Origin of the sequence: Mycolicibacterium rhodesiae (genome assembly GCF_002086695.1) — a bacterium.
Classification (GTDB): Bacteria; Actinomycetota; Actinomycetes; order Mycobacteriales; family Mycobacteriaceae; genus Mycobacterium; species Mycobacterium rhodesiae.
The window spans coordinates 477690-504405 of the sequence record NZ_MVIH01000003.1; the positions used below are offsets into that span (position 1 = coordinate 477690).

General features: G+C 62.0%; 28 protein-coding genes and 3 tRNA genes. 21 read left to right on the plus strand and 10 right to left on the minus strand.

The genetic code is table 11. The features are described 5' to 3' along the window. Positions 1 to 4 precede the first annotated feature (4 nt). Positions 5 to 1432 (plus strand): serine-rich family protein, encoded by a 1428-nt coding sequence (locus BST42_RS30070; protein ID WP_083118326.1) that lies wholly within the window; start codon positions 5 to 7, stop codon positions 1430 to 1432. 74 nt (positions 1433 to 1506) lie between these two features. Here the strand turns inward: BST42_RS30070 and BST42_RS09625 are convergent, their stop codons facing one another. Together BST42_RS09625 and BST42_RS09630 are read right to left on the minus strand one after the other, a co-directional pair. Beyond that, positions 1507 to 2247, minus strand: coding sequence for a glucose 1-dehydrogenase (locus tag BST42_RS09625; RefSeq protein WP_083118327.1), 741 nt, complete (start codon positions 2245 to 2247; stop codon positions 1507 to 1509). Positions 2248 to 2282: 35 nt separating this feature from the next. Then, positions 2283 to 3071, minus strand: coding sequence for a bestrophin-like domain (locus tag BST42_RS09630; RefSeq protein WP_083118328.1), 789 nt, complete (start codon positions 3069 to 3071; stop codon positions 2283 to 2285). A gap of 62 nt (positions 3072 to 3133) precedes the next feature. Between BST42_RS09630 and BST42_RS09635 the strand changes: the two genes are divergently transcribed. Together BST42_RS09635 and BST42_RS09640 are read left to right on the plus strand one after the other, a co-directional pair. Continuing rightward, entirely contained in the window at positions 3134 to 3922 is a 789-nt protein-coding gene (locus tag BST42_RS09635) for an alpha/beta hydrolase (RefSeq protein ID WP_083118329.1), read from the plus strand. 61 nt (positions 3923 to 3983) lie between these two features. Beyond that, on the plus strand, positions 3984 to 4214 hold the full coding sequence (locus BST42_RS09640; RefSeq protein ID WP_083118330.1) for a deoxyribodipyrimidine photolyase: 231 nt from the start codon (positions 3984 to 3986) through the stop codon (positions 4212 to 4214). Between the two features lie 16 nt (positions 4215 to 4230). On the opposite strand, the gene BST42_RS09645 is transcribed toward BST42_RS09640, so the two are convergent. From BST42_RS09645 to BST42_RS09665, 5 genes are all read right to left on the minus strand, one after another. Continuing rightward, on the minus strand, positions 4231 to 4821 hold the full coding sequence (locus BST42_RS09645; RefSeq protein ID WP_083118331.1) for a TetR/AcrR family transcriptional regulator: 591 nt from the start codon (positions 4819 to 4821) through the stop codon (positions 4231 to 4233). Positions 4822 to 4827: 6 nt separating this feature from the next. After that, positions 4828 to 5523 (minus strand): crotonase/enoyl-CoA hydratase family protein, encoded by a 696-nt coding sequence (locus BST42_RS09650; RefSeq protein ID WP_083118332.1) that lies wholly within the window; start codon positions 5521 to 5523, stop codon positions 4828 to 4830. A 79-nt stretch (positions 5524 to 5602) separates the two neighbouring features. Next, entirely contained in the window at positions 5603 to 6412 is an 810-nt protein-coding gene (locus tag BST42_RS09655) for a DUF8453 domain-containing protein (RefSeq protein ID WP_083118333.1), read from the minus strand. 31 nt (positions 6413 to 6443) lie between these two features. After that, a complete protein-coding gene (locus BST42_RS09660) occupies positions 6444 to 7178 on the minus strand; it encodes a glycoside hydrolase family 25 domain-containing protein (protein ID WP_083118334.1) in 735 nt (244 codons plus the stop codon). 36 nt (positions 7179 to 7214) lie between these two features. Next, entirely contained in the window at positions 7215 to 7931 is a 717-nt protein-coding gene (locus BST42_RS09665; protein WP_083118335.1) for an MBL fold metallo-hydrolase, read from the minus strand. Between the two features lie 142 nt (positions 7932 to 8073). On the opposite strand from BST42_RS09665, the gene BST42_RS09670 reads away from it, so the two are divergent. From BST42_RS09670 to rplA, 11 genes are all read left to right on the plus strand, one after another. Next, positions 8074 to 8146: transfer RNA gene (locus BST42_RS09670), tRNA-Thr, on the plus strand. Positions 8147 to 8210: 64 nt separating this feature from the next. Further along, positions 8211 to 8284, plus strand: a tRNA-Met gene (locus BST42_RS09675). A gap of 40 nt (positions 8285 to 8324) precedes the next feature. Further along, a complete protein-coding gene (rpmG, locus tag BST42_RS09680; RefSeq protein ID WP_083118336.1) occupies positions 8325 to 8492 on the plus strand; it encodes a 50S ribosomal protein L33 in 168 nt (55 codons plus the stop codon). A 66-nt stretch (positions 8493 to 8558) separates the two neighbouring features. Continuing rightward, positions 8559 to 9038 carry a (3R)-hydroxyacyl-ACP dehydratase subunit HadA gene (hadA, locus tag BST42_RS09685; RefSeq protein ID WP_083118337.1) on the plus strand — a complete coding sequence of 160 codons (480 nt, stop codon included), beginning with the start codon at positions 8559 to 8561 and terminating at the stop codon, positions 9036 to 9038. Next, positions 9025 to 9453 (plus strand): (3R)-hydroxyacyl-ACP dehydratase subunit HadB, encoded by a 429-nt coding sequence (hadB, locus tag BST42_RS09690; RefSeq protein WP_083118338.1) that lies wholly within the window; start codon positions 9025 to 9027, stop codon positions 9451 to 9453. Before hadA ends, hadB begins: the two co-directional genes overlap by 14 nt. Before the next feature lie 2 nt (positions 9454 to 9455). After that, complete coding sequence (gene hadC, locus BST42_RS09695) at positions 9456 to 9968, plus strand: (3R)-hydroxyacyl-ACP dehydratase subunit HadC (protein WP_083118339.1); 513 nt, start codon at positions 9456 to 9458, stop codon at positions 9966 to 9968. A gap of 139 nt (positions 9969 to 10107) precedes the next feature. After that, positions 10108 to 10180: transfer RNA gene (locus BST42_RS09700), tRNA-Trp, on the plus strand. A gap of 100 nt (positions 10181 to 10280) precedes the next feature. Continuing rightward, the gene (gene secE, locus BST42_RS09705) at positions 10281 to 10730 is read left to right on the plus strand and encodes a preprotein translocase subunit SecE (RefSeq protein ID WP_083118340.1); all 450 of its coding nucleotides are present in this window, start codon (positions 10281 to 10283) and stop codon (positions 10728 to 10730) included. Positions 10731 to 10764: 34 nt separating this feature from the next. Next, positions 10765 to 11532: a transcription termination/antitermination protein NusG gene (nusG, locus tag BST42_RS09710; protein ID WP_083118341.1), complete on the plus strand. Its 768-nt coding sequence runs from the start codon at positions 10765 to 10767 to the stop codon at positions 11530 to 11532. Positions 11533 to 11569: 37 nt separating this feature from the next. Then, positions 11570 to 11998, plus strand: coding sequence for a 50S ribosomal protein L11 (rplK, locus tag BST42_RS09715; protein WP_036343413.1), 429 nt, complete (start codon positions 11570 to 11572; stop codon positions 11996 to 11998). Positions 11999 to 12089: 91 nt separating this feature from the next. After that, on the plus strand, positions 12090 to 12800 hold the full coding sequence (gene rplA, locus BST42_RS09720) for a 50S ribosomal protein L1 (RefSeq protein WP_083118342.1): 711 nt from the start codon (positions 12090 to 12092) through the stop codon (positions 12798 to 12800). Positions 12801 to 12850: 50 nt separating this feature from the next. Here rplA and BST42_RS09725 read toward each other — a convergent pair whose 3' ends face one another. Both BST42_RS09725 and BST42_RS09730 read right to left on the minus strand, forming a co-directional pair. After that, the gene (locus tag BST42_RS09725; RefSeq protein WP_237159331.1) at positions 12851 to 13894 is read right to left on the minus strand and encodes an endonuclease/exonuclease/phosphatase family protein; all 1044 of its coding nucleotides are present in this window, start codon (positions 13892 to 13894) and stop codon (positions 12851 to 12853) included. Continuing rightward, positions 13891 to 14493 (minus strand): arsenate reductase/protein-tyrosine-phosphatase family protein, encoded by a 603-nt coding sequence (locus BST42_RS09730; RefSeq protein WP_435406018.1) that lies wholly within the window; start codon positions 14491 to 14493, stop codon positions 13891 to 13893. Before BST42_RS09730 ends, BST42_RS09725 begins: the two co-directional genes overlap by 4 nt. Positions 14494 to 15361: 868 nt before the next feature. On the opposite strand from BST42_RS09730, the gene BST42_RS09735 reads away from it, so the two are divergent. The 4 genes from BST42_RS09735 to BST42_RS09750 all read left to right on the plus strand — a co-directional run bounded on the left by BST42_RS09735 (position 15362) and on the right by BST42_RS09750 (position 22134). Beyond that, positions 15362 to 17686 (plus strand): UDP-glucuronate decarboxylase, encoded by a 2325-nt coding sequence (locus BST42_RS09735; protein ID WP_083118344.1) that lies wholly within the window; start codon positions 15362 to 15364, stop codon positions 17684 to 17686. A gap of 29 nt (positions 17687 to 17715) precedes the next feature. Continuing rightward, on the plus strand, positions 17716 to 19200 hold the full coding sequence (locus tag BST42_RS09740; RefSeq protein ID WP_083118345.1) for a sugar transferase: 1485 nt from the start codon (positions 17716 to 17718) through the stop codon (positions 19198 to 19200). Positions 19201 to 19837: 637 nt separating this feature from the next. Beyond that, positions 19838 to 20830, plus strand: a complete 993-nt coding sequence (locus BST42_RS09745) for an NAD-dependent epimerase/dehydratase family protein (protein WP_083118346.1) — start codon at positions 19838 to 19840, stop codon at positions 20828 to 20830. Beyond that, positions 20827 to 22134, plus strand: a complete 1308-nt coding sequence (locus BST42_RS09750) for a glycosyltransferase family 4 protein (protein WP_133057440.1) — start codon at positions 20827 to 20829, stop codon at positions 22132 to 22134. The genes BST42_RS09745 and BST42_RS09750 overlap by 4 nt, the downstream gene beginning before the upstream one ends. A 352-nt stretch (positions 22135 to 22486) precedes the next feature. Here BST42_RS09750 and BST42_RS29335 read toward each other — a convergent pair whose 3' ends face one another. After that, a complete protein-coding gene (locus BST42_RS29335) occupies positions 22487 to 23041 on the minus strand; it encodes a hypothetical protein (RefSeq protein WP_133057441.1) in 555 nt (184 codons plus the stop codon). 421 nt (positions 23042 to 23462) lie between these two features. Between BST42_RS29335 and BST42_RS09755 the strand changes: the two genes are divergently transcribed. The 3 genes from BST42_RS09755 (at position 23463) to BST42_RS29345 (ending at position 26602) form a co-directional block, all read left to right on the plus strand. Continuing rightward, positions 23463 to 24224, plus strand: coding sequence for an FkbM family methyltransferase (locus tag BST42_RS09755; RefSeq protein WP_207569470.1), 762 nt, complete (start codon positions 23463 to 23465; stop codon positions 24222 to 24224). Further along, positions 24221 to 25315: a glycosyltransferase family protein gene (locus tag BST42_RS29340; RefSeq protein WP_133057442.1), complete on the plus strand. Its 1095-nt coding sequence runs from the start codon at positions 24221 to 24223 to the stop codon at positions 25313 to 25315. The genes BST42_RS09755 and BST42_RS29340 overlap by 4 nt, the downstream gene beginning before the upstream one ends. Positions 25316 to 25387: 72 nt before the next feature. Then, the gene (locus BST42_RS29345) at positions 25388 to 26602 is read left to right on the plus strand and encodes a lipopolysaccharide biosynthesis protein (RefSeq protein WP_133057443.1); all 1215 of its coding nucleotides are present in this window, start codon (positions 25388 to 25390) and stop codon (positions 26600 to 26602) included. The last annotated feature ends 114 nt before the right edge of the window (positions 26603 to 26716 follow it).

Here is a 26716-nt window from a genome sequence, read left to right on the forward strand (position 1 = left end):
TGGTGTGAACACTGGCTTCAACGGTGGTGCTGAGCTTGGTGGCGGTTTCCAGGGCGGCGCGGAACTCGGCGGCGCCGCGGCTGCAGGCGCAGGGGCCGCAGCCGGCCTCGGTGGCGGCGCTAATGTCCAGGGACAGACCGGTTTTGGTGGTCACCTCGGTGGACAGTTCGGCGGCGGCGTCAACGCGGGCAGCAACTTCGCCGCCGGTGGCGGCAGCCAGCTCGCCGGCGGTGCACAGATCAATGACCGCGCTCGGGTGATCGACGCCAACGAAGTCGACGCCGACCGGCGCGCCACGCTCAGTGGTAGCACCAACACCACCGCCAGTGGCGGCGCCGGCGGCTCTGCCAATGTCGGAACGGGTCTGAGCGCTCAAGAGAATGCGAACTTCGGCAGCACGTCCAACGTCGGCTTCAGCAGCCCGCTCGGCGGCGCCAGCATCGGCAGCCAGACGGCTGCGGCCGGTGGCGGTGCTATCGGACTCGGTGGCGCCGGCGTGACCGCGGCCGGCAATGCCGCGGCGAGCAGCACCACTGCTGCCGCCTTCACCAGTCCGCTGGGTGGCGCGACCGCCGGCGCGCAGGTGGCGGCGAGCAACACTGCGGCAGCGAGCTTCCTGCACAACGACGGTGCGGCCCTCGGCGGCCAGACCAACGTCGCTGCAGGGTTCGGTGGGCAGACCAACCTCGGTGGCATCGTCGGCGGCCAGACCCACGTGGCGGCGTCAGAGACGTCGGCCGCGCACGCTGGTGCCCAGACCGGAATCAGCGGTGGGTCGAGCATCGCCGGCGGAGCTACTGCCTCCGGCGGGGGAAGCGCAAACTTCCTCAACCACGAGGCGTCGAGCCTGAATCTGCACAATTCGGTTCAGGCGGCCGGCTCGACGAGCGGTTCGGCAGCGGCCGACCACGTCTCGGCGGGCGGAAACACGTCGTTCCAGAACGCCTTTGGCGGTCAGGCCGACATCCTGGGTCACGACACCGCGGCCCTCGGCGGCCACGGCTCGGTCAACACCGGTGCCGGCGCAACGGCGTCGACGGGCACCCACAGCTCGGCGACCACCCCGTCGCAGGGCAGCGTCATTCACACCGGTGGTTCGGCCACCGGCGGCGGCCAGGTCGCAGCCGGATCCAACGGCGGCTCGGTGATCACCACAACGCAGGGCAGCGCGAACGGCGGCACGTCGAGTTCGGTTGACACCAGCCATACTTCGGCGACGGTCGATCAGCATTCGGCCCTCGACGCGTCGAGCCACGCAGCGTTGACTCCGGTGCCCGATCACTCGACGTACGACCAGTCGACTCACGCGGGCACCGACTACTCGAGTCACTCGCTGTACGACACGAGCCACGACAGCGCGGCGTCGCACAGTCAGGCGAGCGCCGATCTGTCGGCACACAACCAGCTCGATCAGCACCACCCGGGATTCTGACCGGAGAGGCTTGACACAAAATCGGTGGGGACCGCATGGTCCCCACCGATGTGTTTGTGGCGCAAGCTAATCGACTACGGGATCCGGTGCGGCACGTCGCTGATCAGACCGCCGTCCATCACGAACTCGGAGCCGGTCGCATACGACGACTCGTCGCTGGCCAGGAACAACACGAATGACGACACCTCGTCCGGCTCACCGAGGCGACCCATCGGGGCAGCGACCAGATCGTCGGGCATGTGTGCGGTCATCGGGGTGCGGATCATGCCGGGGTGCAGAGAGTTGACTCGAATGTTGTTGCCCGCCAACTCGAGTGCGGCAGATTTGGTCAGCCCCCGGATTGCCCATTTGGATGCGACGTAACCGTGATTGCCCGGGGTGCCGCGCATGGCCTGGATGGACGACATGTTGATGATGGAGCCACCGCCCGCATCAGTCATCGGCTCGATCACCGCCTTGATGCCGAGCATGGTGCCGGTGAGGTTGACGTCGATAACCCGTTGCCAGCGTTCACGTTCCAGGTTCTTCAGGGTACGCCGGTAGACGATGCCGGCATTGTTCACCAGAACGTTGAGTATGCCGAACTCGCTTAGGGCCAGCGTGACGGCCGCGGCCCAGTCGTCGGGATCAGAGACGTCGAGATGGATGTAGCGAGCGTCGTCGCCGAGCGCGGCGGCCACCGCGGCTCCCTCCTCATCGAGGACATCGCCGAGGATCACCTTGGCGCCCTCGGCGGCCAGAAGCCGGGCATGGGCGGCGCCCATCCCGCGAGCGGCACCAGTGATCAAGGCAACCTTGCCGTCGACGCGTCCCACCCGCCGCACGGTACCTGCCTGCGGCGCCGAAGGGACTACTTCGGCGCCAGCTGTGCCCAGGTGTCCAGGACGTTCTCGTAGGCCGTCGGCTGCACCGCGATGGAACCCACGAACGGATGCTCCATGGCAAACGTCAGATACAGCACGAATGCCAGCAGGGAGCCGGCCAACGCGATCAACGCGCCGTGGATTACGACGTCGGAGGAGGGAAAGGTGTAGGTGAACAACAACATCACCATGCCGCCGCCCAGCAGCAGCACCCACAACTCGCCGGGAATCTCCGACTGGCTGCCGGAGATTCGCGTTTTGCGGGCGCTGCCCAATTCGTCGAGTCGGGTGATCGATTCCTGGTAGAACGCGATCTCGCTCTGCTTGGCCGGTTCGATGTGCAGGAAGCTGTTCCACACCGCGGTCAGGTGCTCGGATTGCTGCTCGATGGTCTCTCCGCGGCGCATGCGGGGAAATTCGTCGTCGACGACGTCGTTGGTGTAGTCGATCAGGCTCTGCTGAATTTCGGCGCGGTCGGCGACCGGCAGGCCGGTGGAATCGCGCAGCAGGTCCGAGATTGCGGACGCCTCGGCCTCGGTGCCCCGTTCGGCCTGATTCAACTGTTCCCACACCACCACGACGACGAAGGCCACCAGCACGGCGTAGAGCACCCCGGCCAGATCGAACACATGACCGGCCACCGAGCCCGACCGGGCCAACCGCCGCTGCGGAAGGATGCGTCGGCTGAGCACCAGACCCAGCACGGCCAGCCCGACGGTGATGATGACCACCACGAATCCGACCAGCGGTGCGGGCAGCTGCAAGAGCCAGATCACCGGATATCTATTACCGCGGCATTCGTCTGCCAAACCGCGGCCTGCGTCGATAGGGTGCGGCTGTGCTCGAGGTGATCGACAAGGGTGCGGCCACCCCCACCCACCCCACACCGCTGCTGTTCGTACACGGCGCCTTCCACGGCGCCTGGTGCTGGGACGACCACTTTCTCGACTACTTCGCCGATCGCGGCTATCACGCTCTTGCGCTGAACCTGCGCGGCCACGGAGCCAGCCCGTCGTCGGTGCCGATCAACTCCTGTGGCGTCCTCGACTACGTCGAGGATGTGAAGACCGTCGCCGACCGCCTCCCGGTGCCGCCGGTGGTCATCGGTCACTCGATGGGCGGCTTCGTGGTTCAGAAATACTTGGCGGTGCACGAGGCGCCCGCCGCGGTGCTGGTCGCATCGGCCCCGCCGACGGGTATCGCGCCCGCGACGGTGCGGGTGGCGTGGCGGCATCGACGCCAGTCGGTGCGCACCCGTTCCTTCAGTAGGCCCTTGGATTTCTTTGCAGCGCAGGGTGTTTCACGGGCAACCTTCTACCACTCGGCCACCCCAGAGGAGATCGTCACCGCCTGCACGTCGCGGCTGAGCGCGGAAAGTGCCCGGGTGCTGTATCGCGATCTGCTCTACCGGCGCCTCGCCCGACCCAAGCACGTCAGTGCTCCGGTGCTGGTGCTCGGCGCCGAGCTCGACGGGTTCTTCACGCCCAAGGAAGTGGCTGCAACCGCGCGGGCTTACCGCACCGAGCCGGTGATGTTCCCCGGCATGGGCCACAACATGATGCTCGAGCACGGCTGGGAATCCGTGGCCGACCGCATTGACAGGTGGTTGACAGCAACCGTGCGCTGACGGGGCGGTTGGTTCGGCCTCGGAACGGGAAAACACCGGCACCACCCACCAAGGAGCCCGAATGTTGCACAGCGTCGTGCTGGCGGCCAGCGAGAACATCGAAGCGGCGGGATTCATCCTCCGCGGCATCAAAGGCATCTTCGTCGCGATCGGCAGCATCATCGCCGCGGTCATCTGCGCCGTCATCGCCGGTGTCAAGGGGCGAAACCCGTTCGGCTGGGGCATTCTCGGGCTGTTCTTCTCCATCCTGACGCTCATCGTGATCATCGTGATCCCCAGCAAGAAGTCCTAGGCCGGGCCTGGCGCCGTCAGACGTGAAAGCCCGCGAGCACCGCCTGCACGCCGACGTCCCAACGCCGATCGACCGAGGACGCTGACGTCCCCAGCCAGCGCCCGGCCTCCTGGACCGCCAATCCCTGGGCCAAAGCCAGCAACACGTGGGAGATGTCGACCGGGTCGCCCGCCAGCAGGCCGGCGTCGACGCACCGCTGCACCTTTCCGACGAGAATCTCCCGCACCGTCGGCGCGGACGCCAGCTGGTCGGGGTCGGGGTCGAGCTCCTGGAACGGTCTGCTGAACATCACCCGTGCCAGTGGCGGGTAGTCGAGGCAGAACCTGCGAAACACCGGAATCACCGCCCGGAGGTCACCCAGTTCGTCAGCCGTCTCGGGTATCGCGACCAGCTCGCCGCCCAGACGGCGGAAGCCCTCGAAGAACACTGCCCGCAGCAGTCCGTCCTTGTCGGAGAACAACTCGTAGACCGCGGGCACGGAGGTGCCCGCGCGTTCGGCGACGCGGCGGGTGGTGAAGCCCGACATCCCGTCCTCGCACAGCGTGCTCACCGCGACGTCGACCACGCGGTCGCGCAGCTCGGGAGTTCGCTGCTTGACCCTGGGCACGAACTACTACATTCCGAACTCGGAACGGATGTTGTCGATACCTTCGCGCATCGCATCCAGGGTGGCCTGGCGGGCGCGCAGCTTGCTGGCCAGGTGCGCACTGGCGTTCAGCGCGGTGAACTCGTGAGCGGCTTCCTCGGCGCGCGCCAAAACCTGGTCATTCATCGCGATCTCGTCGATCCAGCCGCCGGCCAGTGCGGTCTCGCCCAGGAAGTTCTTGGCCAGACCGACCGCCTGCTGATACGCCGACGGCGTCAGCCGCAGCCGCATGATCTCCAGGGCGGGGTAGGGCAGCACCATCCCGATCGCCACCTCGTTGGCCTGAAAGTTGTAGGTGGGACCAGCAATTCGATGGTCGACGCTGCACGCCAGGAACGATCCCATCGCGATCGCGTGACCGGTGATAGCGGCCACGACGGGCTTGGGGAACGACAGCAGCCGGTGGGACAGGTTGAACCCGCCTTGCAGCATCTCGACAGAGGCGTCGATGTCGCCGGATCGGAACACCTTCAGGTCGAAGCCGCCGCTGAAGACGCGGTCATTGCCTGCGATCACCACGGCGCCGGCGTTGTCGCCCTCGGCACGGTCCAGGGCGTCGTTGATCTCCTTCAGCATGGCCGGACTCAGCACGTTGACCTTGCCGTCATCCAACGAGATGACCGCGACCGTGTCGTCTTTGCGATAACTGACCGACCCGCTCATGGATGCTCCTTCGTCGCAGCGTCTAATTTCGTATCGACGTTACGTAACGAAGTTCCGATTGCCAAGAGGCAACTCCGCGTTATCCGTGTCGGGGTAGCCGCACGACTTCGGTGGGCTGCTCGAACCGCTCACGCCGCCACCGGCTCTGAGTCTCCTCGGCGGCCCGCTTCATCCGGGCGATCTCCTCGCGCAGGACATCGACGCGCGTCTCTTTGGTAGCGAAATGGAAGTAGTCGAGCATGTTGCGCAACAGTTCGAGCTTCTCGCGCTCGCGCCGGGCCAGATCGTGTCCGGTCATCATCTCGACGCGGTGCACCGGTTGCAGGGTGTCCCAGTCCAGCGCCACCTTGGTGCGGTACACCGTGCGCTTGCGCTCGAAGGTCCTGGCCCACCAGCCCTGCGGCTCGGGTTGGTCGTGGTAGGAGACCACCCCGTCGAACCGGGAGTCGATGGACTCGCCGAACTGGCTGCGGTCAAGCGCCGAATCCCACACCGTGCGCCACTCCTGCGCGGGTGCGAGCTCGGGAATGCTTTGGGGCAGAGTCAGTTCCACGATGTCGGTGAACCCGTCCTCGGTGTGCTCGTACCGAGCCACCGTGGGTGGTTTTGGAAAGGCGAAGCCCACGTCGTAGGCGGCCGTGCTGCCGTAGTTGCGGACGACCAGTTCGATGACGTGCCAATCCGCGGAGTGCGGCTCCATGAACATCGCGACGTGCGGGCGCGACTGTTTGGCGTTGACTCTCTGTTGTCGACGAATCTGCCGATGCGCGTAGATCAACGCCGCCAGCCCCAGCAGCACTGCTGCCCAGGCTGCGACCGCCAACCACGTGCCGGCCCCGACTCCGGTGACATCTCCCCACAGATCCGCGAGATAACTCGCGTTTTCCACCCCATGCTTATATCACGGCAAATGGGTGTCTTCAGTATTGACGAGATCGAAAGTTATTGTCGCGCTGGGCCAATCGGCGCTGCATCGCTAACGGGCTCGCGGCCATCGATGCCCGGCGCCGGCGCGCAGCCAGCGCGACCGGCAGTACCGGAGAAATGCCGCAGGCCTGCGCGAACTGCTGTGCGGTCAGGCCGTCCGCCGAGTTCATGTCGCAGCGGCCGAACGGCGGCGCCCCTTCCGGTAGTCCGCCGCCGTAGCCCTGCCCGTCGGTGTACTGGTGGGCGACTTTGCCCGGGTAGGGCGGATTCGAGCCATACGACGCGACGACCATCCGGATTCCGTCCGGTTTGGTGGGCCACAACCGATTCAGGTCTCCGACATTGCCGTAGCCGATCACCTTGGCGGTTGAGCCGAGGTAGGTGCTCACCTCCCGGTAGGCCGCATTGATCCCGGCGGACTGGTCACCGGAGATCTGGCCGCCCCACGACTCGACGTCGAGCATCACCGCCATCTTCGGATGTGGCGCTCGCACTTGGGATTTGAACGTCTCCACGGTCTCGCGCCAGTTTGGCCGCCACACGAAGTAGACGATGAAGAAGGTCAGGCGCCCGCTGTCGACATTGCTCAGGCACCAGCCGTAGTTGTTCACCCAGCGGCGGTCGCGGTAGGTGCCGTCATTGGAGCGGATGCACAACACCGGATACGGATACGTGTCGTTGACGCCGACCTGCCACTCCGAGACGTCGGCATACAGGGTGTCGGCCATAGCTAATTATGGCTATTGCCAACGGGATTGGAAGTGTCAGGCACCCATCAGTGTGCGCCACTGGTCCAGGCTCGACGCCTTGTAGACGTAATTGGACCGCTTGACCTCGGACAGCGCGGCGCTGGGCTCGATCGAGTACCAGTGCCCGGGGAACACCGTCGGATCGCCGGAAAGTGCGGCCAGCTGCTGGAGACTGCGGAACATCTCGTCGACGTCGCCGCCGGGGAAGTCGGTACGTCCGCAACCGTCCAGGAACAGCGTGTCGCCGGCAACCAGGCGACCGTCGAGCAGGAAGCACTGGCTGCCCGGCGTGTGGCCCGGGGTGTGCAGCAGCTCGATGTCGATGGCGCCGACGGAGACCTTGTCCCCATGCTCGTGCGCGGTCAGGCTGCTCATCGGGATGCCGGTGACACGCGAGACCCAATCCGCTTCGTGGGTGTTGACATGCACCGGGACCTCAGCCCGTTCGAGTAGCTCGGCGAGGCCTGCCAGGGTGAAGCCCATCATCGAGCCGCCGACGTGGTCGGGGTGGTGGTGGGTGACCAGCACGCCGGACAAGTGCATACCGTCGGCCTCGAGCGTGTCGACCAGGTCGCCGGCGGCGTAGGCCGGATCGACCACGACGGCGTCGCCGGTTTCGCGGTCACCGATCAGGTAGGCGAAGTTGCGCATCTGCTGCGCCATCATGTCGCCGGCGGCAAAATCCCGGCCGGAGAGCAGCTGGCGAAAATACAGACGGTCCGTCGATGCCATGGCTTCACAGTAAGCGTCTCCGCCGGCCGTGCTCAGCCCGGCCTGGGGGGCTGATCGGGCGCCCCATCGAGCGGTTTGGCTGAGCCCATCCGCAGGCTGTACCCTCTTTAAGGCCCACGGCTGTTCGTCGCTCGCGGGTCAGGCCCCCTTAGCTCAGTCGGCAGAGCGTTTCCATGGTAAGGAAAAGGTCAACGGTTCGATTCCGTTAGGGGGCTCGGTGGACACTCGGATCTCGTGGCTGACCTCTGGGCGCCGCGGAGCTCCGCAAGTGCCCATCGGGGCGGTGTAGCTCAGCTGGTTAGAGCGCACGACTCATAATCGTGAGGTCGGGAGATCGAGCCTCCCCACCGCTACAGGTAGACGCAAACGAGAACGTGAAAGAAGGCAACGAACGTGGCCTCCAGTACCGACGTACGGCCGAAGATCACCTTGGCCTGCGAGGTGTGCAAGCACCGCAACTACATCACCAAGAAGAACCGTCGTAACGACCCCGACCGGCTCGAGCTGAAGAAGTTCTGCCCGAACTGCGGCCACCACCAGCCGCACAAAGAGTCGCGCTGATTTCGGCTGGCCGTCTATACGACGGCCAGTGATCAGTGCCGAGGTTGACTAGATAGGTCCTGCTCCGTGGCTTTGTCCCAAGAATTGGTCGGGCGGCATTTTCGCTATCCCGATTACTACTTGGTCGAGCGGGAAAAGATCCGCGAGCACGCCAGAGCCATCCAGAATTCCGATCCGGCGTTCTTCTCCGACGAGGCCGCCGCAGACCTCGGCTATGACGGCGTTTTGGCGCCGCTGACGTTCACGTCGATGCTGGGCTACGCCGCGCAGCTCGCCTTCTTCGAGCACGCCGACATAGGGATCACCGACAAGCAAATCGTGCAGGTCGACCAGGTTCTGAAGTTCCTCAAGCCGATCAAGGCCGGCGACAAGCTCTACTGTGACGTCTACGTCCACGACATTCGTCAGGCGCACGGCACCGACATCATTGTCACCAAGAACGTGGTCAGTAACGAGGACGACGAAGTAGTACAGGAGACCTACACGACGCTCGCCGGGCGGAGTGAGGAAGACGGAGAGAGTGGCTTCAACGATGGCACTGCGTGAGTTCAGCTCGGTCAAAGTGGGTGAGGAACTGCCGGAACGGGTGATCACCCTGACCCGCGCCGATCTGGTCAACTACGCCGGCGTGTCCGGCGACCTGAACCCGATCCACTGGGACGACGAGATCGCCAAGCAGGTCGGTCTGGATACCGCGATCGCGCACGGGATGCTCACGATGGGCCTCGGCGGCGGTTACGTCACCAACTGGCTTGGGGACCCGGGCGCGGTAACCGAGTTCAACGTGCGCTTCACCGCGATCGTGCCGGTGCCCAACGATGGTGTCGGTGCCGAGATCCTCTTCACCGGCAAGGTGAAGTCGGCTGACCCCGAGACCAAGACCATCACGATCGCGCTGGTCGCCACCACAGGCGGGAAGAAGATCTTCGGCCGCGCCGTCGCGATTGCGAAGCTGGCGTAACCATGGCCCTCAAGACTGATATCCGCGGAATGGTCTGGGAGTACCCCGACACCTTCGTGGTCGGCCGTGAACAAATCCGGCAGTACGCCAAGTCGGTGAAATCGACCGATCCGGCCTCGATCGACGACAAGGCCGCCGCTGAGCTCGGCCACGCCGGCTTGGTCGCGCCGCCGACCTTCATGTCGATCCTCGCGGTGATGATCCAGAACCACTTCTTCCAGCACGTCGACGTCGGCTTGGAGACACTGCAGATCGTCCAGGTGGATCAGAAGTTCAAGTTCTACCGGCCGATCGTCGAGGGTGACGCCGTGCGCGGCACGATGTACATCGAGTCCGTCGAGGAGCGGTTCGGCGCCGATATCGTCACCACCCGCAACGTCCTCATCGACCAGCACGGCGAGATGATCATGGAATCGTTCACCACGCTGATGGGACACGAGGGCGACAACTCGATCTCGGCAGGCTGGGACCCGGAGACCGGACAGGTCCTGCGCAAGCCGGTCACCCACGACTGACGACTGATTAACACCTGCTTGGTGTGCCGTTGTACACTCGGACCTCGGGGTTTTCCCAGATAAGCGCGCTGTCCGTCGGTTGGGGTTTGACCGGACGGGGAGCGCGCGAATCATGTGGGGGGAAACCGGTGTAGTACAGAGGGGCGTAGCTCAACTGGCAGAGCAGCGGTCTCCAAAACCGCAGGTTGCAGGTTCAAGTCCTGTCGCCCCTGCTCCAACTGAATAAAGCTGGAATGAACATGGTGGACACTGGAGGGTGCACACCGGGCTGGGTACTCCAGCCCACACGTACTCGACACAAAGGAGCATGCGGTGAGCGACGAGCGCGAAAGTGCTGACGCCGCAGGCGCAGGCGACGGTTCTTTGGCTGGCAACGAGGACGCCAACGGCGGTCAGACCGTCGTCGTGACCCGCCCCGCGCGTCCCACCGGCAAGCGGTCCCGGCGCGCCGGAGCCACTGCGCTGGCCGAGCCGGAGGAAGTCGAATCGACCGCCGAAGAACTCGGCGTCGAGGACAAGCCCGGCAAGAAGACCAAGGCCAAGAAGAAGAAGGCCAAGTCCGGGCCGTCGCGCAACCCCATCCTGTTCGTCTGGAACTACCTCAAGCAGGTCGTTGCCGAACTGCGCAAGGTGATCTGGCCCAACCGCAAACAGATGGTCAGCTACACCAGCGTGGTGCTGCTGTTCCTGGCCTTCATGGTCGCGCTGATCGGCGGGGTCGACCTCGGCCTGGCCAAGCTAGTGCTGTGGACGCTCGGCTAGCGAACGCTGACGTTTTTAGAGAGGACTGACTACCGTGACAACCCCCGAAGGCGACACGCCCACGGGTGAGGCCCTCGTCGACGTGATCGACGAGGACACTGCCGCACCTGAGATCGAGGCGGCGCCTGACGCTGAGGCGACGGACGCCGCCGGCGAGGCTGCTGCCGAGGAGGAGCTCGATCCGGCCGCCGCGCTCAAGGCTGAGCTGCGCAGCAAGCCGGGCGACTGGTATGTCATCCACTCCTACGCCGGCTACGAGAACAAGGTGAAAGCCAACCTCGAGACCCGCGTGCAGAACCTCGACGTCGGCGACTACATCTTCCAGGTCGAGGTGCCCACCGAAGAAGTCACCGAGATCAAGAACGGCCAGCGCAAGCAGGTCAACCGCAAGGTGCTGCCCGGCTACATCCTGGTGCGCATGGAACTGACCGACGACTCGTGGGCCGCGGTGCGCAATACCCCGGGTGTCACCGGCTTCGTCGGCGCGACGTCACGGCCGACGGCGCTGTCACTCAACGACGTGGTGAAGTTCCTGCTGCCGCAGGGTGCGGCCAAGAAGCCCGGCAAGGCGGCTGCCTCGTCGGCGTCCGCTGCCTCGTCCGAGGCCACCCTGGAACGCCCGGAGATCCTGGTGGACTTCGAGGTGGGCGAGTCGGTCACCGTCATGGACGGTCCGTTCGCGACGCTGCCGGCCTCGATCAGCGAGGTCAACGCCGAGCAGCAGAAGCTCAAGGTGCTGGTGTCCATCTTCGGCCGCGAGACACCCGTCGAACTGACCTTCAACCAGGTCGCCAAGATCTGATCGCGTTCTGCGATCGCTAGAAAGGAAACAACCCCGAATGGCCCCGAAGAAAAAGGTCGCCGGGCTGATCAAGCTGCAGATCCAGGCCGGGCAGGCCAACCCCGCCCCGCCGGTCGGCCCTGCGCTCGGCCAGCATGGCGTCAACATCATGGAGTTCTGCAAGGCGTACAACGCCGCGACGGAAAACCAGCGCGGCAACGTCATCCCCGTGGAAATCACCGTCTACGAGGACCGCAGCTTCACCTTCGCGCTGAAGACCCCGCCGGCCGCCCGGTTGCTGCTGAAGGCTGCCGGCGTGCAGAAGGGTTCGGCGGAGCCGCACAAGACCAAGGTCGCCAAGGTGACCTGGGATCAGGTGCGTGAGATCGCCGAGACGAAGAAGGAAGATCTCAACGCCAACGACATCGACCAGGCTGCCAAGATCATCGCCGGCACTGCCCGGTCGATGGGTATCACTGTCGAATAATTCGTTCGGCGCCGCATTGGGCGGCGTCGAGCACGTGGCAGGGCTGGCATCGGCCCGCAGAGACCACGACCTCATCAATTAGGAGAACGAAATGAGCAAGACGAGCAAGGCCTACCGCGAAGCCGCGGAGAAGGTCGACAAGACGAAGCTGTACTCGCCGCTGGAGGCCGCGAAGCTGGCCAAGGAGACGTCGTCGAAGAAGCAGGACGCGACCGTCGAGGTGGCGATCCGGCTCGGCGTCGACCCGCGCAAGGCCGACCAGATGGTCCGCGGCACGGTCAACCTGCCCAACGGCACGGGTAAGACCGCGCGCGTCGCGGTGTTTGCGGTGGGGGAGAAGGCCGAACAGGCCAAGGAAGCCGGTGCGGACATCGTCGGCAGTGACGATCTGATCGAGCTGATCCAGGGCGGCATGCTGGACTTCGACGCCGCGATCGCCACCCCCGATCAGATGGCCAAGGTCGGTCGCATCGCCCGCGTGCTGGGCCCGCGCGGTCTGATGCCGAACCCCAAGACCGGCACCGTCACCCCGGATGTGGCCAAGGCCGTCACCGACATCAAGGGCGGCAAGATCAACTTCCGCGTCGACAAGCAGGCCAACCTGCACTTCGTGATCGGCAAGGCGTCGTTCGACGAGAAGAAGCTGGTCGAGAACTACGGCGCCGCGCTCGACGAGATCTTGCGTGCCAAGCCCTCGTCGTCCAAGGGCCGCTACCTGAAGAAGATCACCGTCTCGACGACCACGGGCCCGGGCATCCCGGTCGACCCGGCCGTCACCCGGAACTTCACCGAAGAGGCGTAACGCTTTTCGACCGGTGGCCGTCTACTTCGGTAGGCGGCCATTTGTCGTTTCTACGACGCGGTGGGGTCGATGGGCACCCTGATTGTGGCAAGCAGGGCGCGGTGGTCGGAGCCAGGAACCGCGATGGTGCGCACGGATTCGGCAGCTGCGTTGCGGGTGAGAACGTGGTCGATGGTGATGAGCGGCGGGATTTTCCGGTTGGAGGGGAACGTCGGCGCGAACCCTGATCCGCTCTGTTCGACCGCGTCGCGGTAGCCGTTGGTGAGTAAGTCGCGGAACTGGCGCATGTCCGGGGTGCTGTTGTAGTCGCCGCCGATGATGACGGCGCCGCCTCGGGCGATACGGGCGAAACTGTCCAATTCCGTTTTGGCGCTGGCCATTCCGCTGCGCCAGCCGTCGATCGTATTACTTCTTCCGGCAACGGGCGAGTAGACGTGAACACTGGCGAGGACGGGATCGAAGCGCAGACCCGGTATTAGCAGGCGTGCCGCCGGAATGCTCACACCCTCTTCTTCGTCTCTAGTTGACGCGAGGATGTCGAGAGGATATCGACTCCATACCCCCGCGCCCCCGGCACCAGGCGCCGGGATGAGGTGTGAGTACGGGAACGCCGCGTCGATTCCTGACTGCTTTAGCCGTTGAATCGCTTCGGGAGTCAGCTCTGACACGGTAACGACATCGGCATCGTCCTTGGTCAGGTTGACGATGAAGGCTGGATCCGCTTGTCCGTATCGGAGATTCGAGGAGAGCACCCGAATGTTCTGGTAGGCCTCCGCGATAGGCGGTTGGCCGACGTAGTACCAGGAGATCTGAACTGCGATGCTGACTCCAACCACGCCGGCGGCAAGCACGGTCAGCACGATTCGCCGGCATGCAACAGCCACCAGCAAGCCTGCGAGAGCCGCCAACGGCGTGTAGGGCGATCCGACAGCCAGGACCAGGCTTGGGAAATTCGCTATCGGTTGAGTGCGGGCGAAGACAGAAGCAACAGTAAGAAGCACGCTGACGATGACTAGTACCGTGAGAAGCGGTCGGCTACTTTTCTTTGTCTTATCAAGGGGGCGACCCTTACCTATGCGCTGCGCGTTGATCAATCGCTCTTGCAGAGTGTGAGTATCGGGGGGAGGAGCTCGGCGATTTGGGTACCGACCCTTGCGAAGAACTCGGAGTCCTGACCGATCGGGTCCGGGATATCGGCTGCAGCAGCCGACGGCAGCTGCGGCCGTAGCGCCGCCAGGTCGGCGACAGTTTGCGCATTCCGCTCCGACACCAGGAGTGCTGCTTCGCTCAGTGTGAAAGTTCTGTGAAGTTGGCGTGGAGCGAGTCCCAATACCGCGTCGCGATGAGCTCTCGTCATGGTGATTATGAGGTCAGCGTCGCCAACAATTCGGGGTGTGAGTTGTCGTGCAGCGAAATCTGATGCGGTCCCGCCGAGGTGCTCGAGTATCCGAGCCGCCTCAGGGTGGATGGGACTTCCGATAACGGCGCGAGTCCCTGCGCTGGACGTGGTGAGTGCCCCTATCCGCAATTGAGAGCCCAGAACAAGGGCGAGTCGCTCCGCCATCGGTGACCGGCAGATGTTTCCCGTGCAAACGAATAAGATGTGCAGAGCCGACTCCCTTCCGCCGGACCAACCTACCGTTGACCCGCGCTGTCCGCGCCGACAGACTGAGAAAACCGGCCAGCGCTGCAGTCTAGGTCATATCTGTCGCAGCAAAACATCGGATCCTCGACGATCGCTCCGTCCAGAGTCTCAACGCTTTAGCCGTAAGAAGGCTACATAGAGTGGTGCCCCGCTCCCGCTCAAGCGCCGAATAGAGTTTTGGCGCCTACGTCTACCGGTGGCCTTAGCGGGTGGTGTGGGCTTCATCACAGAACCTGCTTCCTGCAAACGGCTTCGTGATCCCTTCGAGCTCATGCCAACGGAGGCGGTGCGAGCTCTGGCAACCGATCAGATCGTTGCCCTAGCCCTGCGGAGTCCGCCCAACCACTTCAAATAATCCACAGTCGGGCAGGAATCCGGCAGCACTAAAGGGACATTTCGGGTTCGCGGCTGGGCCTCTGTCCTTGCCGGTTTCGCGGCCGCCGTCTGGACGGTCATATTAGCGACGAAACCAGCTTGCTACATGGTTGTTTTGGGATGTCCGTGTGCACCTTCAACTGGTTCTGACAGCGACTTTGAACGAATGCTGCAGCGTGTGCGAATTGCGATCGACGGTGCGGCCAACGTACGTCAAAGGGGCCTAGGCGCGAGGGTCGGCGCTTAGGCGCAGCAAATCCCGATAACCATGTGTGACAGGCGTGATCAGCTGCGACGGCAAATCTTGTCAGGTGCCAAGGAAATCAGCTCATCCCATTACATGGCGGGTTCGGCGGTGATAGCGTTACCACATCCGTCGGGGGCGGCGCTTCGGGGAGAAGGTCGGCAAGTCAGCGCTCATCTCCTTGGGCTACGCCTCTTGATCAGCTTTCGATAGATGGCCGACGCTGCCACAGTTGCGCCGGGCCAGACGTCGTAGTTAATCGGAAACGCTCAGAAGGCGGCGGAACCGAGGGGGGACATGCGGCGACGCGCGGTTGTAACGGGTGGTGCGGGGTTTGTCGGCTCGCACCTCGCGGAGCGGTTGTTGGCGCACGACATCGACGTGGTCTGCTTAGACAACTTCGTGACCGGTTCGGCCGATAATGTCGCTCACCTACAGGGACACGACGGATTCCGGCTTGTGAAGGTCGATGTCAGCGACTACATCTCCGTCCCGGGGCCGGTTGACTACGTCCTCCATTTCGCGTCGCCCGCGTCACCTGTCGATTACGCGGAGCTGCCGATCCAGACCATGAAGGCTGGTTCCCTGGGGACGCTGCACACCTTGGGACTGGCGAAGGAAAAGGGTGCCCGGTACCTCCTCGCGTCAACGTCGGAGACGTATGGAGACCCGCTCGTTCATCCACAGCCCGAGAGCTATTGGGGCAATGTCAATCCTATTGGGCCGCGGGCGTGCTACGACGAGGCGAAGCGCTTCGCCGAGGCTCTCACGATGTCTTATCGGAGAAAGCACGGCGTCAACACCGCGATCATGCGGATCTTCAATACATACGGCCCTCGCATGCGCCCTGACGACGGTCGCGCAATCCCGAACTTTATCAACCAGGCGCTGGCGAACATACCGATCACCGTTCATGGCGACGGCAGTCAGACGCGCTCGGTCTGTCATGTCGACGACCTGGTTGAGGGTGCCCTGCGGTTGTTGTTCTCCGATCTCGCCGGGCCGGTCAACATCGGGAATCCACACGAAGTCACGATGCTGGAGCTGGCCGAACTCATCCGCGAACTTGCCGGGTCTGATTCCCCTGTGGAGTTCACCGCCCGTCCCCAGGATGATCCATCCCAGCGCCAGCCCGATATCACGCTCGCGCGCACCGAATTGCACTGGGAACCGACAGTCGACGTGCGCGACGGGCTGAGGGAAACCATCGCATGGTTCCGCAATCGGGCGGACCTGGGAGTCAAAGCCGGCGATTCCGCAGCGTCACAAACCAACGTCGAGGTTGACCGCCGTCGACATAAGGTCGCCGTCATCGGGACCGGCTATGTCGGAGCGGTCACTTCAACCTGCTTGGCGTTCCTTGGGCATTCGGTATGCGGCCTGGACATTGATCCGGTACGCGCAGGCCAACTCAACGACGGTCAAGTTCCCTTCCATGAGCCTGGCCTGCCCGAATTGCTGCTGGAGACTCTGAGGACTGGTCGCCTACGGTTCACCGACCGTCCGGCTGAAGCCCTTGCTGATGCGGACTTTGTTTTCCTCTGCGTCGGAACGCCGCCGGGTTCCGACGGTGCGCCGGATCTGGCGCAGCTGGAAAGTGCCATCCAATCGCTGGCGCCGCATCTGCGCAGCGATGCGGTGATCGTCAACAAGTCCACCGTGCCGGTCGGTTCAGGCAACTGGACGCGCACGATTCTGGAAGACGCACTCGAGGGCAATCGCCAGTTGTCCTTCCACGTCGTCTCCAATCCGGAATTCCTGCGCGAAGGCTCCGCGATTGCGGACTTCATCTATCCCGATCGAATTGTGTTGGGCGGCAACGCGTCAGATGTCAGTCGGGTTGCCGAGCTCTATCGACCGGTGCTCGACCAATCGTTCGAAGGGGGACGGCGAGGCCGTCGTCCGACCCTGATCACTACCGAATTGGCCTCGGCCGAAATGATCAAGTACGCGGCGAACGCATTTCTCGCAACGAAGATCAGCTTCGCGAATGAGATGGCGCAGCTGTGCGAGTTGTTTGGTGCTGATGTACGTGAGGTACTTCCTGCGATCGGTGCGGACCACCGTGTCGGAAACGCTTTCCTGAACCCCGGAGTCGGTTGGGGCGGTTCATGTTTCGGCAAGGATGTCTCGGCGCTGATCTCGTCCGGCGAGGAATACGGCTACCTACCGTCGATGCTTCAAGCGACGGTGGAGATCAACAAGATGCAGCGGGCCCGGACGGTCCGCAAGCTCCAACGAGAGCTTCACATTTTGAAGGGCCGTCGGATCGCATTGTTTGGGCTGACTTTCAAGCCCGGTACAGATGACTTGCGCGATGCGCCGGCGTTGGACATTGCGCGGCGGCTACTGTCCGCCGGTGCGGTGGTCTCCGCTTTCGACCCTGTCGTGAAAACTCTGCCCGAGGAATTCCGAGCGGTTCGGCTCGCGCGAGACGTTTACGAGGCGGCTGACCGGGTGGATGCCGTTGTCGTGACGACGGAATGGCCCGAGTTTGCCCTCATCGACCCTGCCGAGCTGCGGAGGGTCATGCGCGGCGACCTCGTAGTCGACGGCCGGAACTGTCTATCCGAAGCGAGCTTTGCCACGTCAGGCCTACGATTGATTGGCTTCGGCTGGTGATGTCACCACATCCTGGGGGGGAATGAGTTATGAGTCTTGACGTGCCGCCAAGGCGACCTGCTTCTGTATTCGGTGGACAGCGCACCTCGCCGGTGCCACGTAAGGTCGAAAGAAACACCAGAGTCGCGATCGACAGCAAAAAGGCGAGTAGGCACGGCCTTCGACACCGCCAGCTATTACGCGTGTCGGATTCAGTGACGGTGGCGGCCTCCGCGGCCGTAGGTGCGGTGTTAATTCACCACATTAGTGCGGCACGCGCGGGGGACCTCAGTGTCCGAGATGTAATCGTGGTCGCAGTCGCGATGGCAGTGGCACTCCATCTGCACGGGCTGTATCGCAGGCCTGACGCGCGGTTGCGGCCGAGCGAATGGTGGAGGCCCACGGTAATTGCGCGATGTCTGCCGACGGCTGCCCTTCTTGCACTTGCTGCCGACGCGTTCGTCCTCCGCGGCGAGCGAGCGATGACTCTGACTGCTGCAGTGGCCATGACTCTGCCCGCGATCGTGCTGGTCCCATTTGGGCGTCGATTGGTGGTGCGCATGTTCGATCCAACGGTCAGCCGCATCGTGGTGATTGGCACGGGACCCATCTCCGATCGATTGACCTCGAGGTTGCAGCGGTGTCCAGACACTCTCGTGGTCGGGCATGTCGACGACAATCCCGCACCGGGTGTCGCAGTCCTTGGTGGGCTCGCCGACCTACCCGAAATTTGCGCCCTGCACGCGATCGACAGGGTGATCGTTGGTTTTCCGAACACCAGCGACGCGATCGTCCTCGAGTCATTGCGTCGGCTTGAGGGCCAAGTACCAGTTTCTGAGATCCCACGCTATTTCGAGCTGCACAACTGGCGCAGTGAAGCCGAAGAGCTACATGGGTTGACTCTGATGCACTTGCCCACCCCGTCACTGGCTGCAAGTGCCCGAATCACGAAGCGTTTCATGGATGTTGTTCTTGCCACCTGTGCTCTGATCGTCGCTTCGCCGGTAATGATATTGATTGCGGGGGCGATCAAGCTCGATTCTCGCGGGCCCGTCTTCTTCCGCCAGGAGCGAACTGGACGGGGTGGCCAACCGTTTCGGATTTTCAAGTTCCGCTCGATGACCGCCGACGCGTGGGACCGGCGCATGAGCGTCTCCGAGCTCAATCAGTCGGATGGACCGCTTTTCAAAATGGCAAGTGACCCGAGAGTCACGCGTGTCGGTGCGCTAATCCGGAAGACAAGCCTCGACGAATTGCCGCAGCTCATCAATGTGGTTCGCGGTGAAATGTCGCTCGTCGGCCCGCGTCCGCTGCCGACCGAGGAGGCAGATCGGCTTGACGGCGCCGCATTGGCTCGCCTCGACGTAAGTCCGGGCATCACTGGACTGTGGCAAGTCTGCGGCCGCAGTGACCTGACGTACGCGGACCTTCAGCACCTGGACTCCGTATATGTCAGGTCGTGGTCGTTGACGTGGGATCTACGGATCTTGCTGCAGACACCACAGGCGGTGTTCGGCCGTAACGGCGCTTACTAGCAAACTAGCTTTTATCGTAGATATAACACTGTTGCTATTCTCGGCGAACAGTGGCCGGAGATCCTTCGCTCGGACCGCACCCGAATATTGTGGAACCCTGAAGCGAAATGCCGGCAAAATTTGTCGAGCTCCATTGAGGCCACGGCCTGGCTGGAATGGGGATCGGTGGAAAGCTCTGCTAGGTGCCCGCTGCAGGCCTTGCTGTGCCGTGCAAGCGGGCGGAATGAAGACTGACCGGATCTGCGATCGATTCCAAGTGGACACGGAGCCTGTGCCGTGACGCCCACCGCTCCTAAGTCGTTGTGAGCGTTTGCCTTTGGTTCTGGCAACTATGGGGTGGCTGGATGCGAACCTGCGTAGAACTTGCGTCTGCCGCATAACCGCGCCGTCCGATGCGGTGTATAGGAAGTTCGAGTTCGGCCGAACTCGTTTGGCTGCAGGTTCGGAACCTGGTGCGCGGATTTCAGCGTTCCGCGAATTTGGTGGAAGCGGTATGAGGGCCGACATGGCTCTCGGCGGACAAAATCAGAGCGCCCGCTTCGGGAATTACCGTACTTGGCTCGCGTTCGCAAACTAATTGGCGATATGATCGCAGCTGCCACAGGGAGGCTATAGTTTTGCACGAAGGGGGACGGGTATGAAGATCTTAGTTACCGGGGCGGGCGGGTTCATCGGAGGACACCTTGCCGGCGCGCTCATCGCGGACGGGCATCAGGTGCGAGCGGTCGATGCTAAGCCGCTTGACGAGTGGTACCAACTGCATGACGAGGCGGACTCACGCGTTGGCGATTTGTCGCTGCTCGAAACGGCACGCGCATCGGTCGAGGGCGTCGAGCACGTATACAACCTGGCTGCCGATATGGGTGGCATGGGTTTTATCGAGAATAACCGCGCGCTCTGCATGCTGTCGGTGCTCACGAGCACACACGTATTGCAGGCAGCAAACGAGGCTGGCGTCGAGCGTTATTTCTATAGTTCGTCTGCGTGTGTTTACGCTGGTGAGAAGCAGACAGATTCCGATGTCAAGGCCTTAAGAGAGTCTGACGCCTACCCCGCCGACCCGGAGGATGGTTACGGATGGGAGAAGCTTTTCAGCGAACGGATGGCTCGGCATTTCCGCGAAGACTTCGGCATAAAGACCCGTACGGCGCGCTATCACAACGTATACGGTCCCAATGGCACTTACGACGGCGGGCGCGAGAAGGCGCCGGCAGCTCTGTGCCGGAAGGTTGCGCTTATCGCGCTGGGTAGATCAGATTCGTTGGAGATCTGGGGCGACGGAGAGCAGACAAGGAGTTTCATGTACGTGGACGACTGTGTTCGCGGGACGCGGGAAATTCTCAATGGTGACTTTGCTGAGCCCGTGAACCTTGGATCGTCCGAGCTAGTCACCATCAACCAGTTGGCAGACATTGTCGAGGAAATCGCCGGGATCAAGGCGAAGCGCAACTACAAACTAGACGCGCCGCAGGGGGTTCGCGGGAGGAACAGCGACAACTCGTTGTTCCACTCTGTGTACGGCTGGGAGCCGTCGATTACTTTGAAGGACGGGTTGGAAAAGACCTACGCATGGATTTATGACCAGATTGCTTCGAGTGGGCGCGCCAGAGAGTCGCTCAACGCGCAGTGACTGCTACACCATTGCGCGTCCATATTCATGACTGGTGTGGCCATCCGTTCCAGGCTCAACTATCTCGTGCGTTGGCGCGCAGAGGGATGGTGGTGGAACATTGCTACAGCAGTGAATATGTTGGCGGGAAGGGCCGCTTAGAACTCGAGCGGGACGATCCCAAGACTCTCTCGTTTACGTCCATAACAGCGGAGCGCCCATTTGAGAAGTATGGCCCCGTCGGGCGATTTCGCTACGAGTTAAGTTACGGCAGGGCGTGGACCGATCGGATAAGAGAGGCGCGGCCTGACGTCGTCATTATCTGCAATACCCCGCTCTTTGCCGCGGAACGTTTTCGCAGATTCGCGCGCCGGACGCGTACCCCGTGGATCCTGTGGCACCAAGACATCATTAGCCTCGCTCTCGGAGAGGAGCTTCATCGGAAGTTCCCAAAGTCGATTGCGCAGGTCGGCGCACGGGTTCTCTCCGCTCTTGAGCGGCGGATCACGAAGTCGGCAACCCGCGTCGTGGCCATTGGCGAGGAGTTTCAAAGTCATTACTCGCAGCAGTGGAAGCTGAATCGTCCTGGGGTCTCGGTGATTCCAAACTGGGCTCCGCTTGAGGACATCACGCCTAGGTCGCTCGAAAATCCATGGAGCACTGAGTGGATCCCTGAGCGTGGATCGCTGACGCTGTTGTACGCGGGCACTCTTGGTCGAAAACACAACCCCCATCTCCTCGTTGACCTGATCAAGGCAGCTCGATGTCGAGGACTGGATGCGCGCCTGGTCGTGGCATCTGAAGGGGAAGGCGCCGATCTGATCCTTGCTCGCACCGGCGATTTTCCGCAAGGCACGATCCGCGTGATTGCTTTCCAACCGGCCGACCAGTTGCCTGACATGCTGAGCGCAGCGGATGTGCTCGTCGCCATTCTGGAGCCCGAAGCATCGAAGTTCTCGATCCCAAGCAAAGTTCTCTCGTATCTCGCAGCAGGCAGGCCCGTTCTAGGGCTTATGCCTGCCCACAATCCGGCGGCCAACGACATCGCTGCCGCGGGTGGGCTTGTTGCTCCGCCGACGCCGGAAGGGGTGGCGCACGCCGTGGAGTGGCTCGCATCGATCAGTAACGATCCTGCGTCTCGAGCGCAGCTCGGCATACGTTCGCGAATGCTCGCTGAGCAAAGATTTGACATAAATAAAATCGCTGACCAGTTCTACGATCTCCTAGTTGCAGCGGCGACGGACGGAACACCGCGAGCGGAATATGGCACGGGATTCTTTCGTAAAAGCCTTCCTCGTGATGGACTGGGTCGGCTTCGTACTTGACGATGGTATGTGTCTGAGCTCCTGCACCTCTGAGGCCCGTTGTTCGTTCGTACGTGGAAGATTCCACCACCACGAATTTGCAGATTAGGGGTGTTTGCGGCCAGACCTTTTGACGTTCTCGCCGCGATCAGTAAAGCTGACAGAATTGACTTTTAAGCCTGGCTCGCATTGTGCGGGCTTAAAGTCGTAGTTATGGGGCTGCTGATCCAGATTGGCCTTTGTCTTCGCCGTCTTACGAGCGCAGCGATCGTGCCGAGATCCACCCGGGCCGGTGACTGCTAAGCTCATCCGCCACTGCGCTAGGTGCACATAGTATTGATAGTTCGAGTTAGTAAAGGTGCAGGTCGACTAATCAAAAGGAAGCTATAGCCTGCTGTACGGCCGCGGAACAGTGGTCGAGGTTTTTGTTGCACATCACCTTGCAGTACTGATCCAGTGGTGCGGAGCATTTCTCAGGATTGTCGTTGAAATAATTAAGCTGGGCGAGATCGTTTTTTGTCTGTCGGCCTTCCGGGGAAGCTGCTGAATTGCCAGGCTTCCCAGGTTCGGCTAGCTTTACATTGCAATTTAGATATAACGAGATTTGGCTGGTAGTGGATCTGCCGCTGGAATCCAGCTTAATGGCTTTCGGCGATCGGGTGACGATGCAGTCGTCCAGTGGAAGCTGATCTCCGATCACTCCTGCGATAGCGACTTTGTAGCCCCACTTGGGAATGTCCTCAGCCGCGTGTGAATACGTTTGACCAGACCAGTCGGGCGAACCAGCCGCGATGCCAGCGCCGAAGAACAATCCCATAAGCAAAATGCCGGTGACGTTAATAGCGCCGAAACCGAACCGTAGCCTCATTTTCTCCCCCAGATTCGCTGCAGTCGCACGTACAGTACCTCCTTGGCGCCCGACTGTCATTCATCCAGGTCGGGGGCCGGCCCCGTGGAATTGCCAGACCCTCGACCTAGCCGATGCCTCACTCGCAGGCCGCCATTGCCGGTTACGACGATGTCCACATCTTGCGCTGGCCAATCTACCCCCTTGCTCGCGGGACGTTGCCGAGAGTTGGCTAGCCAGGCGCGACGGGCGCGCGATCATGGAGCTGGAGGCGGATCGGCCGCCGCAACAAAGCGCACTATTCGTGAAACCCACAGAGCTACCGCGACTCAGTGGCGGCCGGGAAGCGCGGACCTGACGCCGTCGTGACACCAGCCAAACAATCCGGGGCGACGTGCGGCGAGGCGGAGCCTGGGGTGATAAAGTAACTGCCTGTTGCGGGGCAGCTGTTAAGGGGAGTCGGGGATGTATTGGCGCGAACTGACGCTGACGGAATGACGAAATGACAGTAAAGCACAAAATTCGTCGATTTGTCCAAAAGCGGTTTGGTCTCGATATCATTCGTTATCCTGCCCATGATTTTCTGGCGCGTACAGTTCAGATGTTGGACTACTGCGAGGTAAATTGCGTAGTTGACGTCGGCGCTAACAACGGGGGGTTCGCTTCTTCCATACGTGAGGTCGGCTACGCGGGCCGTATAATCTCCTTCGAACCTGTATCTGAGCCATTTTCCGCATTACGCAAACGAGCCGCACGTGATGACAACTGGGATGTCTACCGGCGAGCGATCGGCAGTGAAAAGGGTCGCGTCACGATCAATGTCGCTGGGAACGCGGGTCTTTCTAGCTCAGTTCTGCCGATGCTCGATACCCATCTAAATGCAGGGCCGGAATCGCGCTACGTCGGCAGTGAAATAGTCGATCAAGATTGTCTCGATTCATTACTTCCTCAACTGGGCGTGTCAGCCGAGGACCGGACCCTTTTGAAGCTCGACGTGCAAGGGTACGAAGCAGCCGTGCTGGATGGTGCTCACGGCCTCCTCGCCGGCGCGGGGATTGTCGGACTATTGCTAGAACTGTCTCTGGCCCCCCTGTACGAGGGCGGGATGATGTATCGCGAGGGGCTGGCGCGGGCCGACGCCTTGGGTATGGGCCTTATGGGTCTAAGTCCAGTCCTCACAGACCCTGAATCTGGTCGACTCTTGCAAGCAGATGCGGTGTTCTTTAGGTCCGAGCTCTTCGGCCGCGCGGAGCGTGAATCGTGAGCGGCAAACTCAATGGTTCTGACACGACTCGATTGACGCTCGTGGTGGAGCCCAATCCAGAAGGACACCATCTCGACTATGTTGGCCTGATAGTCGACTCATGCCGTTCTCGCGGTCGACGTGCCGTCGTGCTCACGACCGCAGATGCAATCGAAAGCACCCAGTGGAGCGTACATCTTGGGACGATCGCACCCGAGGTAACAATTCAACCTGCGCGTGCATTCTCGCTCGCAGACATCGCGCGGGTTGCGACCGAGGCTAGCGCTGATCTCACGATCATCCCCGACGGAGACAAGTACCTATTCGATATTTTCCGCAAGGGTTGGACAGGTCCTGGCAAACTGTCGGTGCTGTCGATGCGTGCCGACGGGCAACCCAAGAAATCGATCTGGCCGCTCCGCCTAAGAGGCATCGCGAAGAAAGCCTTGATCTTGGGTGCTGATCTACGTCCGAGGGTACGGGTGTCGGCCCTTCGCAGCCCTCATGTGCGGCGCAGCGAACCGCTGCACTGGATCCCAGATCCAGTAGTGCTGCGTTGCACAAGCGAGGAGCGGCACAAAGTAAGGGACGACTTGCGCTCCCACGGTGACCGCTATTGGGTCGGAGTCTATGGGGTTATTACACCCAGAAAGAACCTACCGCAGATCATCCATGCACTTCTCGGACAGCCTAATGTGCCGAATATTGGATTATTGATTGCGGGCTCCATAGACGAGGAAGTAGTGGAAGCCGCGGAACCGCTGTTGCGGACGTTCGACGCCGCGGGAGGGCAGGTCGTGCATCTCTCAGGGACTTTGACGGATGCCGAGTTCGACGCAGCCATCGGTGCAGTCGATTGTGTGGTGGTCGCATACACAAATGAAGGCCCGAGCGGAATCGCGTTGAGGGCTGCGGCATCTGGAAGGCGTCTTGTGCTCGCCGGAGCCAAATCTCTCAATCGAGACGCACGCTACCTGGGTGAGCAAGCTATCTGGTCAACATTGGACGTCGAGTCACTGAGTCGAGCAATACAGCAGGCGAGCTCATTACCCCCGCCTCGTGAAAGTGTCGTGAGTGTTGGCGCTGAAGCGTTCCTAGCTGGTCTTACTTAACTGTGCCTTCAGATACGCGGTCATTTGGCCATCAGCTTCTAGTCGCGGCCTCGTGATCTGAGTAGGCCACGGTTGAAACAACCACGATCGCTGAATTTTCAAGCTCTGGCGCTTGTGCTTGGCATGGGGGCATCGCAGCTGCTGGCGGCCGCTCTGTACATCCTGACGGCACGAGGAATGCGACCGGATGAATATGGATCAGTGGTTACGGCAGTCGGTCTCGGCCTAGCGGGCGCCGGATTCGCTGACCTAGGTGCGAATGCGTACTGGGTTCGGGAGTTGGCTAGCCAACAGATCACCCAGCGGGAATTGAATGTTCGAGTATCAGCACGGTTTTTCATCGTTTTCGCGGCGTCTGCGGTTATAGTGATACTTGCTCTAAGTTTTGCGCCGGAATTCGTCGGCACGGGCCTTTTATTGATGTCGACAACCATTGCTCAGACTGTGCTGGTTCCATTGCGGGCAGCTCAACGCTCAGAGTCGGTTGCATGGCTGATAGTCGTCGGGCGGGTATCTTCGGTGATGATATTTTTCGGGCAGGCTGCCATTGGCATTCCGTCTGGCGTCTCACTGTCGTTATCCTTAGCGCTTGGCGACGTAAGTTTAGCTATCTGTGCATTTGCGGTCACGTCAAAGCCCGATCGGCTGCGTATTCGTTTTCACGCCATGAGGAACCCGTGGCTGGGTACAAGGTGGTATGCCGTCACGAATCTGAGCGTCAGTGCGCAGCAGCTGGACCTGCCAATCGTGGCTGCACTCGCAGGTCCTGGCGCGGCGGGGATTTATGGCGGAGTTAACCGTTGGACCCAACCTTTGTCGCTCGCGATCGGAGCATTTGCGTCGGCTGCGGCGCCGTTCATCGCGGCTGAGCCGCGATTGAGAGAGCTTAGGCCGCAACTTATGCGAGCAAGCTGGATTCTTGTGGGGGCAGTTGCGCTTAGCGTGGCGGTATTCGCGATGGCGCCTTGGCTAGTTACGTCGTTGTTGGGTGCCGACTTCAGTGGCTCGGCTCCCATCCTGCGCCTACTTAGTGTAGCTATGTTGCTCAATTGTTTTACCCAACCCTTGCTGGTGGCCTTACAGTCGAGACGGCGCGACCACCTCGCCGCGGGAATCTTGGCTGTCGCCGTAGCGGCGCAATTGATTGTGGTGCTTGCGCTCGCTTCAAATCTCGGCGCGTTGGCCGCTGGCATAGGCGTCCTGATTGCGCAGGTTGTATCCCTCATTGGAACTGCGATCTGTATTGCCACTATCGTATTTCGTCGCCGGCGAAATGCGTCGGAATAGCGCGAGGATGAGACTGCGCTGAAGTGGACTAGCTAGTTGTACTGACCTGAGAGGTTAGGTACGCGGGTGGCGGGTGGTTGGCCGCCGAGTGCGGTGTGGCCGCGATGGTGATTG

What these genes read in the sequence shown, in the direction of transcription:
- BST42_RS09740 (WP_083118345.1), top strand. Translation starts at nt 17,716, where the DNA reads ATGAGTCTTGACGTGCCGCCAAGGCGACCTGCTTCTGTATTCGGTGGA.
- hadC (WP_083118339.1), top strand. Translation starts at nt 9,456, where the DNA reads ATGGCCCTCAAGACTGATATCCGCGGAATGGTCTGGGAGTACCCCGAC.
- hadB (WP_083118338.1), top strand. Translation starts at nt 9,025, where the DNA reads ATGGCACTGCGTGAGTTCAGCTCGGTCAAAGTGGGTGAGGAACTGCCG.
- BST42_RS09650 (WP_083118332.1), bottom strand. Translation starts at nt 5,523, where the DNA reads ATGAGCGGGTCGGTCAGTTATCGCAAAGACGACACGGTCGCGGTCATC.
- BST42_RS29335 (WP_133057441.1), bottom strand. Translation starts at nt 23,041, where the DNA reads ATGACAGTCGGGCGCCAAGGAGGTACTGTACGTGCGACTGCAGCGAAT.
- BST42_RS09640 (WP_083118330.1), top strand. Translation starts at nt 3,984, where the DNA reads ATGTTGCACAGCGTCGTGCTGGCGGCCAGCGAGAACATCGAAGCGGCG.
- BST42_RS09660 (WP_083118334.1), bottom strand. Translation starts at nt 7,178, where the DNA reads ATGGCCGACACCCTGTATGCCGACGTCTCGGAGTGGCAGGTCGGCGTC.
- BST42_RS09745 (WP_083118346.1), top strand. Translation starts at nt 19,838, where the DNA reads ATGAAGATCTTAGTTACCGGGGCGGGCGGGTTCATCGGAGGACACCTT.
- BST42_RS09665 (WP_083118335.1), bottom strand. Translation starts at nt 7,931, where the DNA reads ATGGCATCGACGGACCGTCTGTATTTTCGCCAGCTGCTCTCCGGCCGG.
- BST42_RS09735 (WP_083118344.1), top strand. Translation starts at nt 15,362, where the DNA reads ATGCGGCGACGCGCGGTTGTAACGGGTGGTGCGGGGTTTGTCGGCTCG.
- rplA (WP_083118342.1), top strand. Translation starts at nt 12,090, where the DNA reads ATGAGCAAGACGAGCAAGGCCTACCGCGAAGCCGCGGAGAAGGTCGAC.
- rplK (WP_036343413.1), top strand. Translation starts at nt 11,570, where the DNA reads ATGGCCCCGAAGAAAAAGGTCGCCGGGCTGATCAAGCTGCAGATCCAG.
- BST42_RS09755 (WP_207569470.1), top strand. Translation starts at nt 23,463, where the DNA reads ATGACAGTAAAGCACAAAATTCGTCGATTTGTCCAAAAGCGGTTTGGT.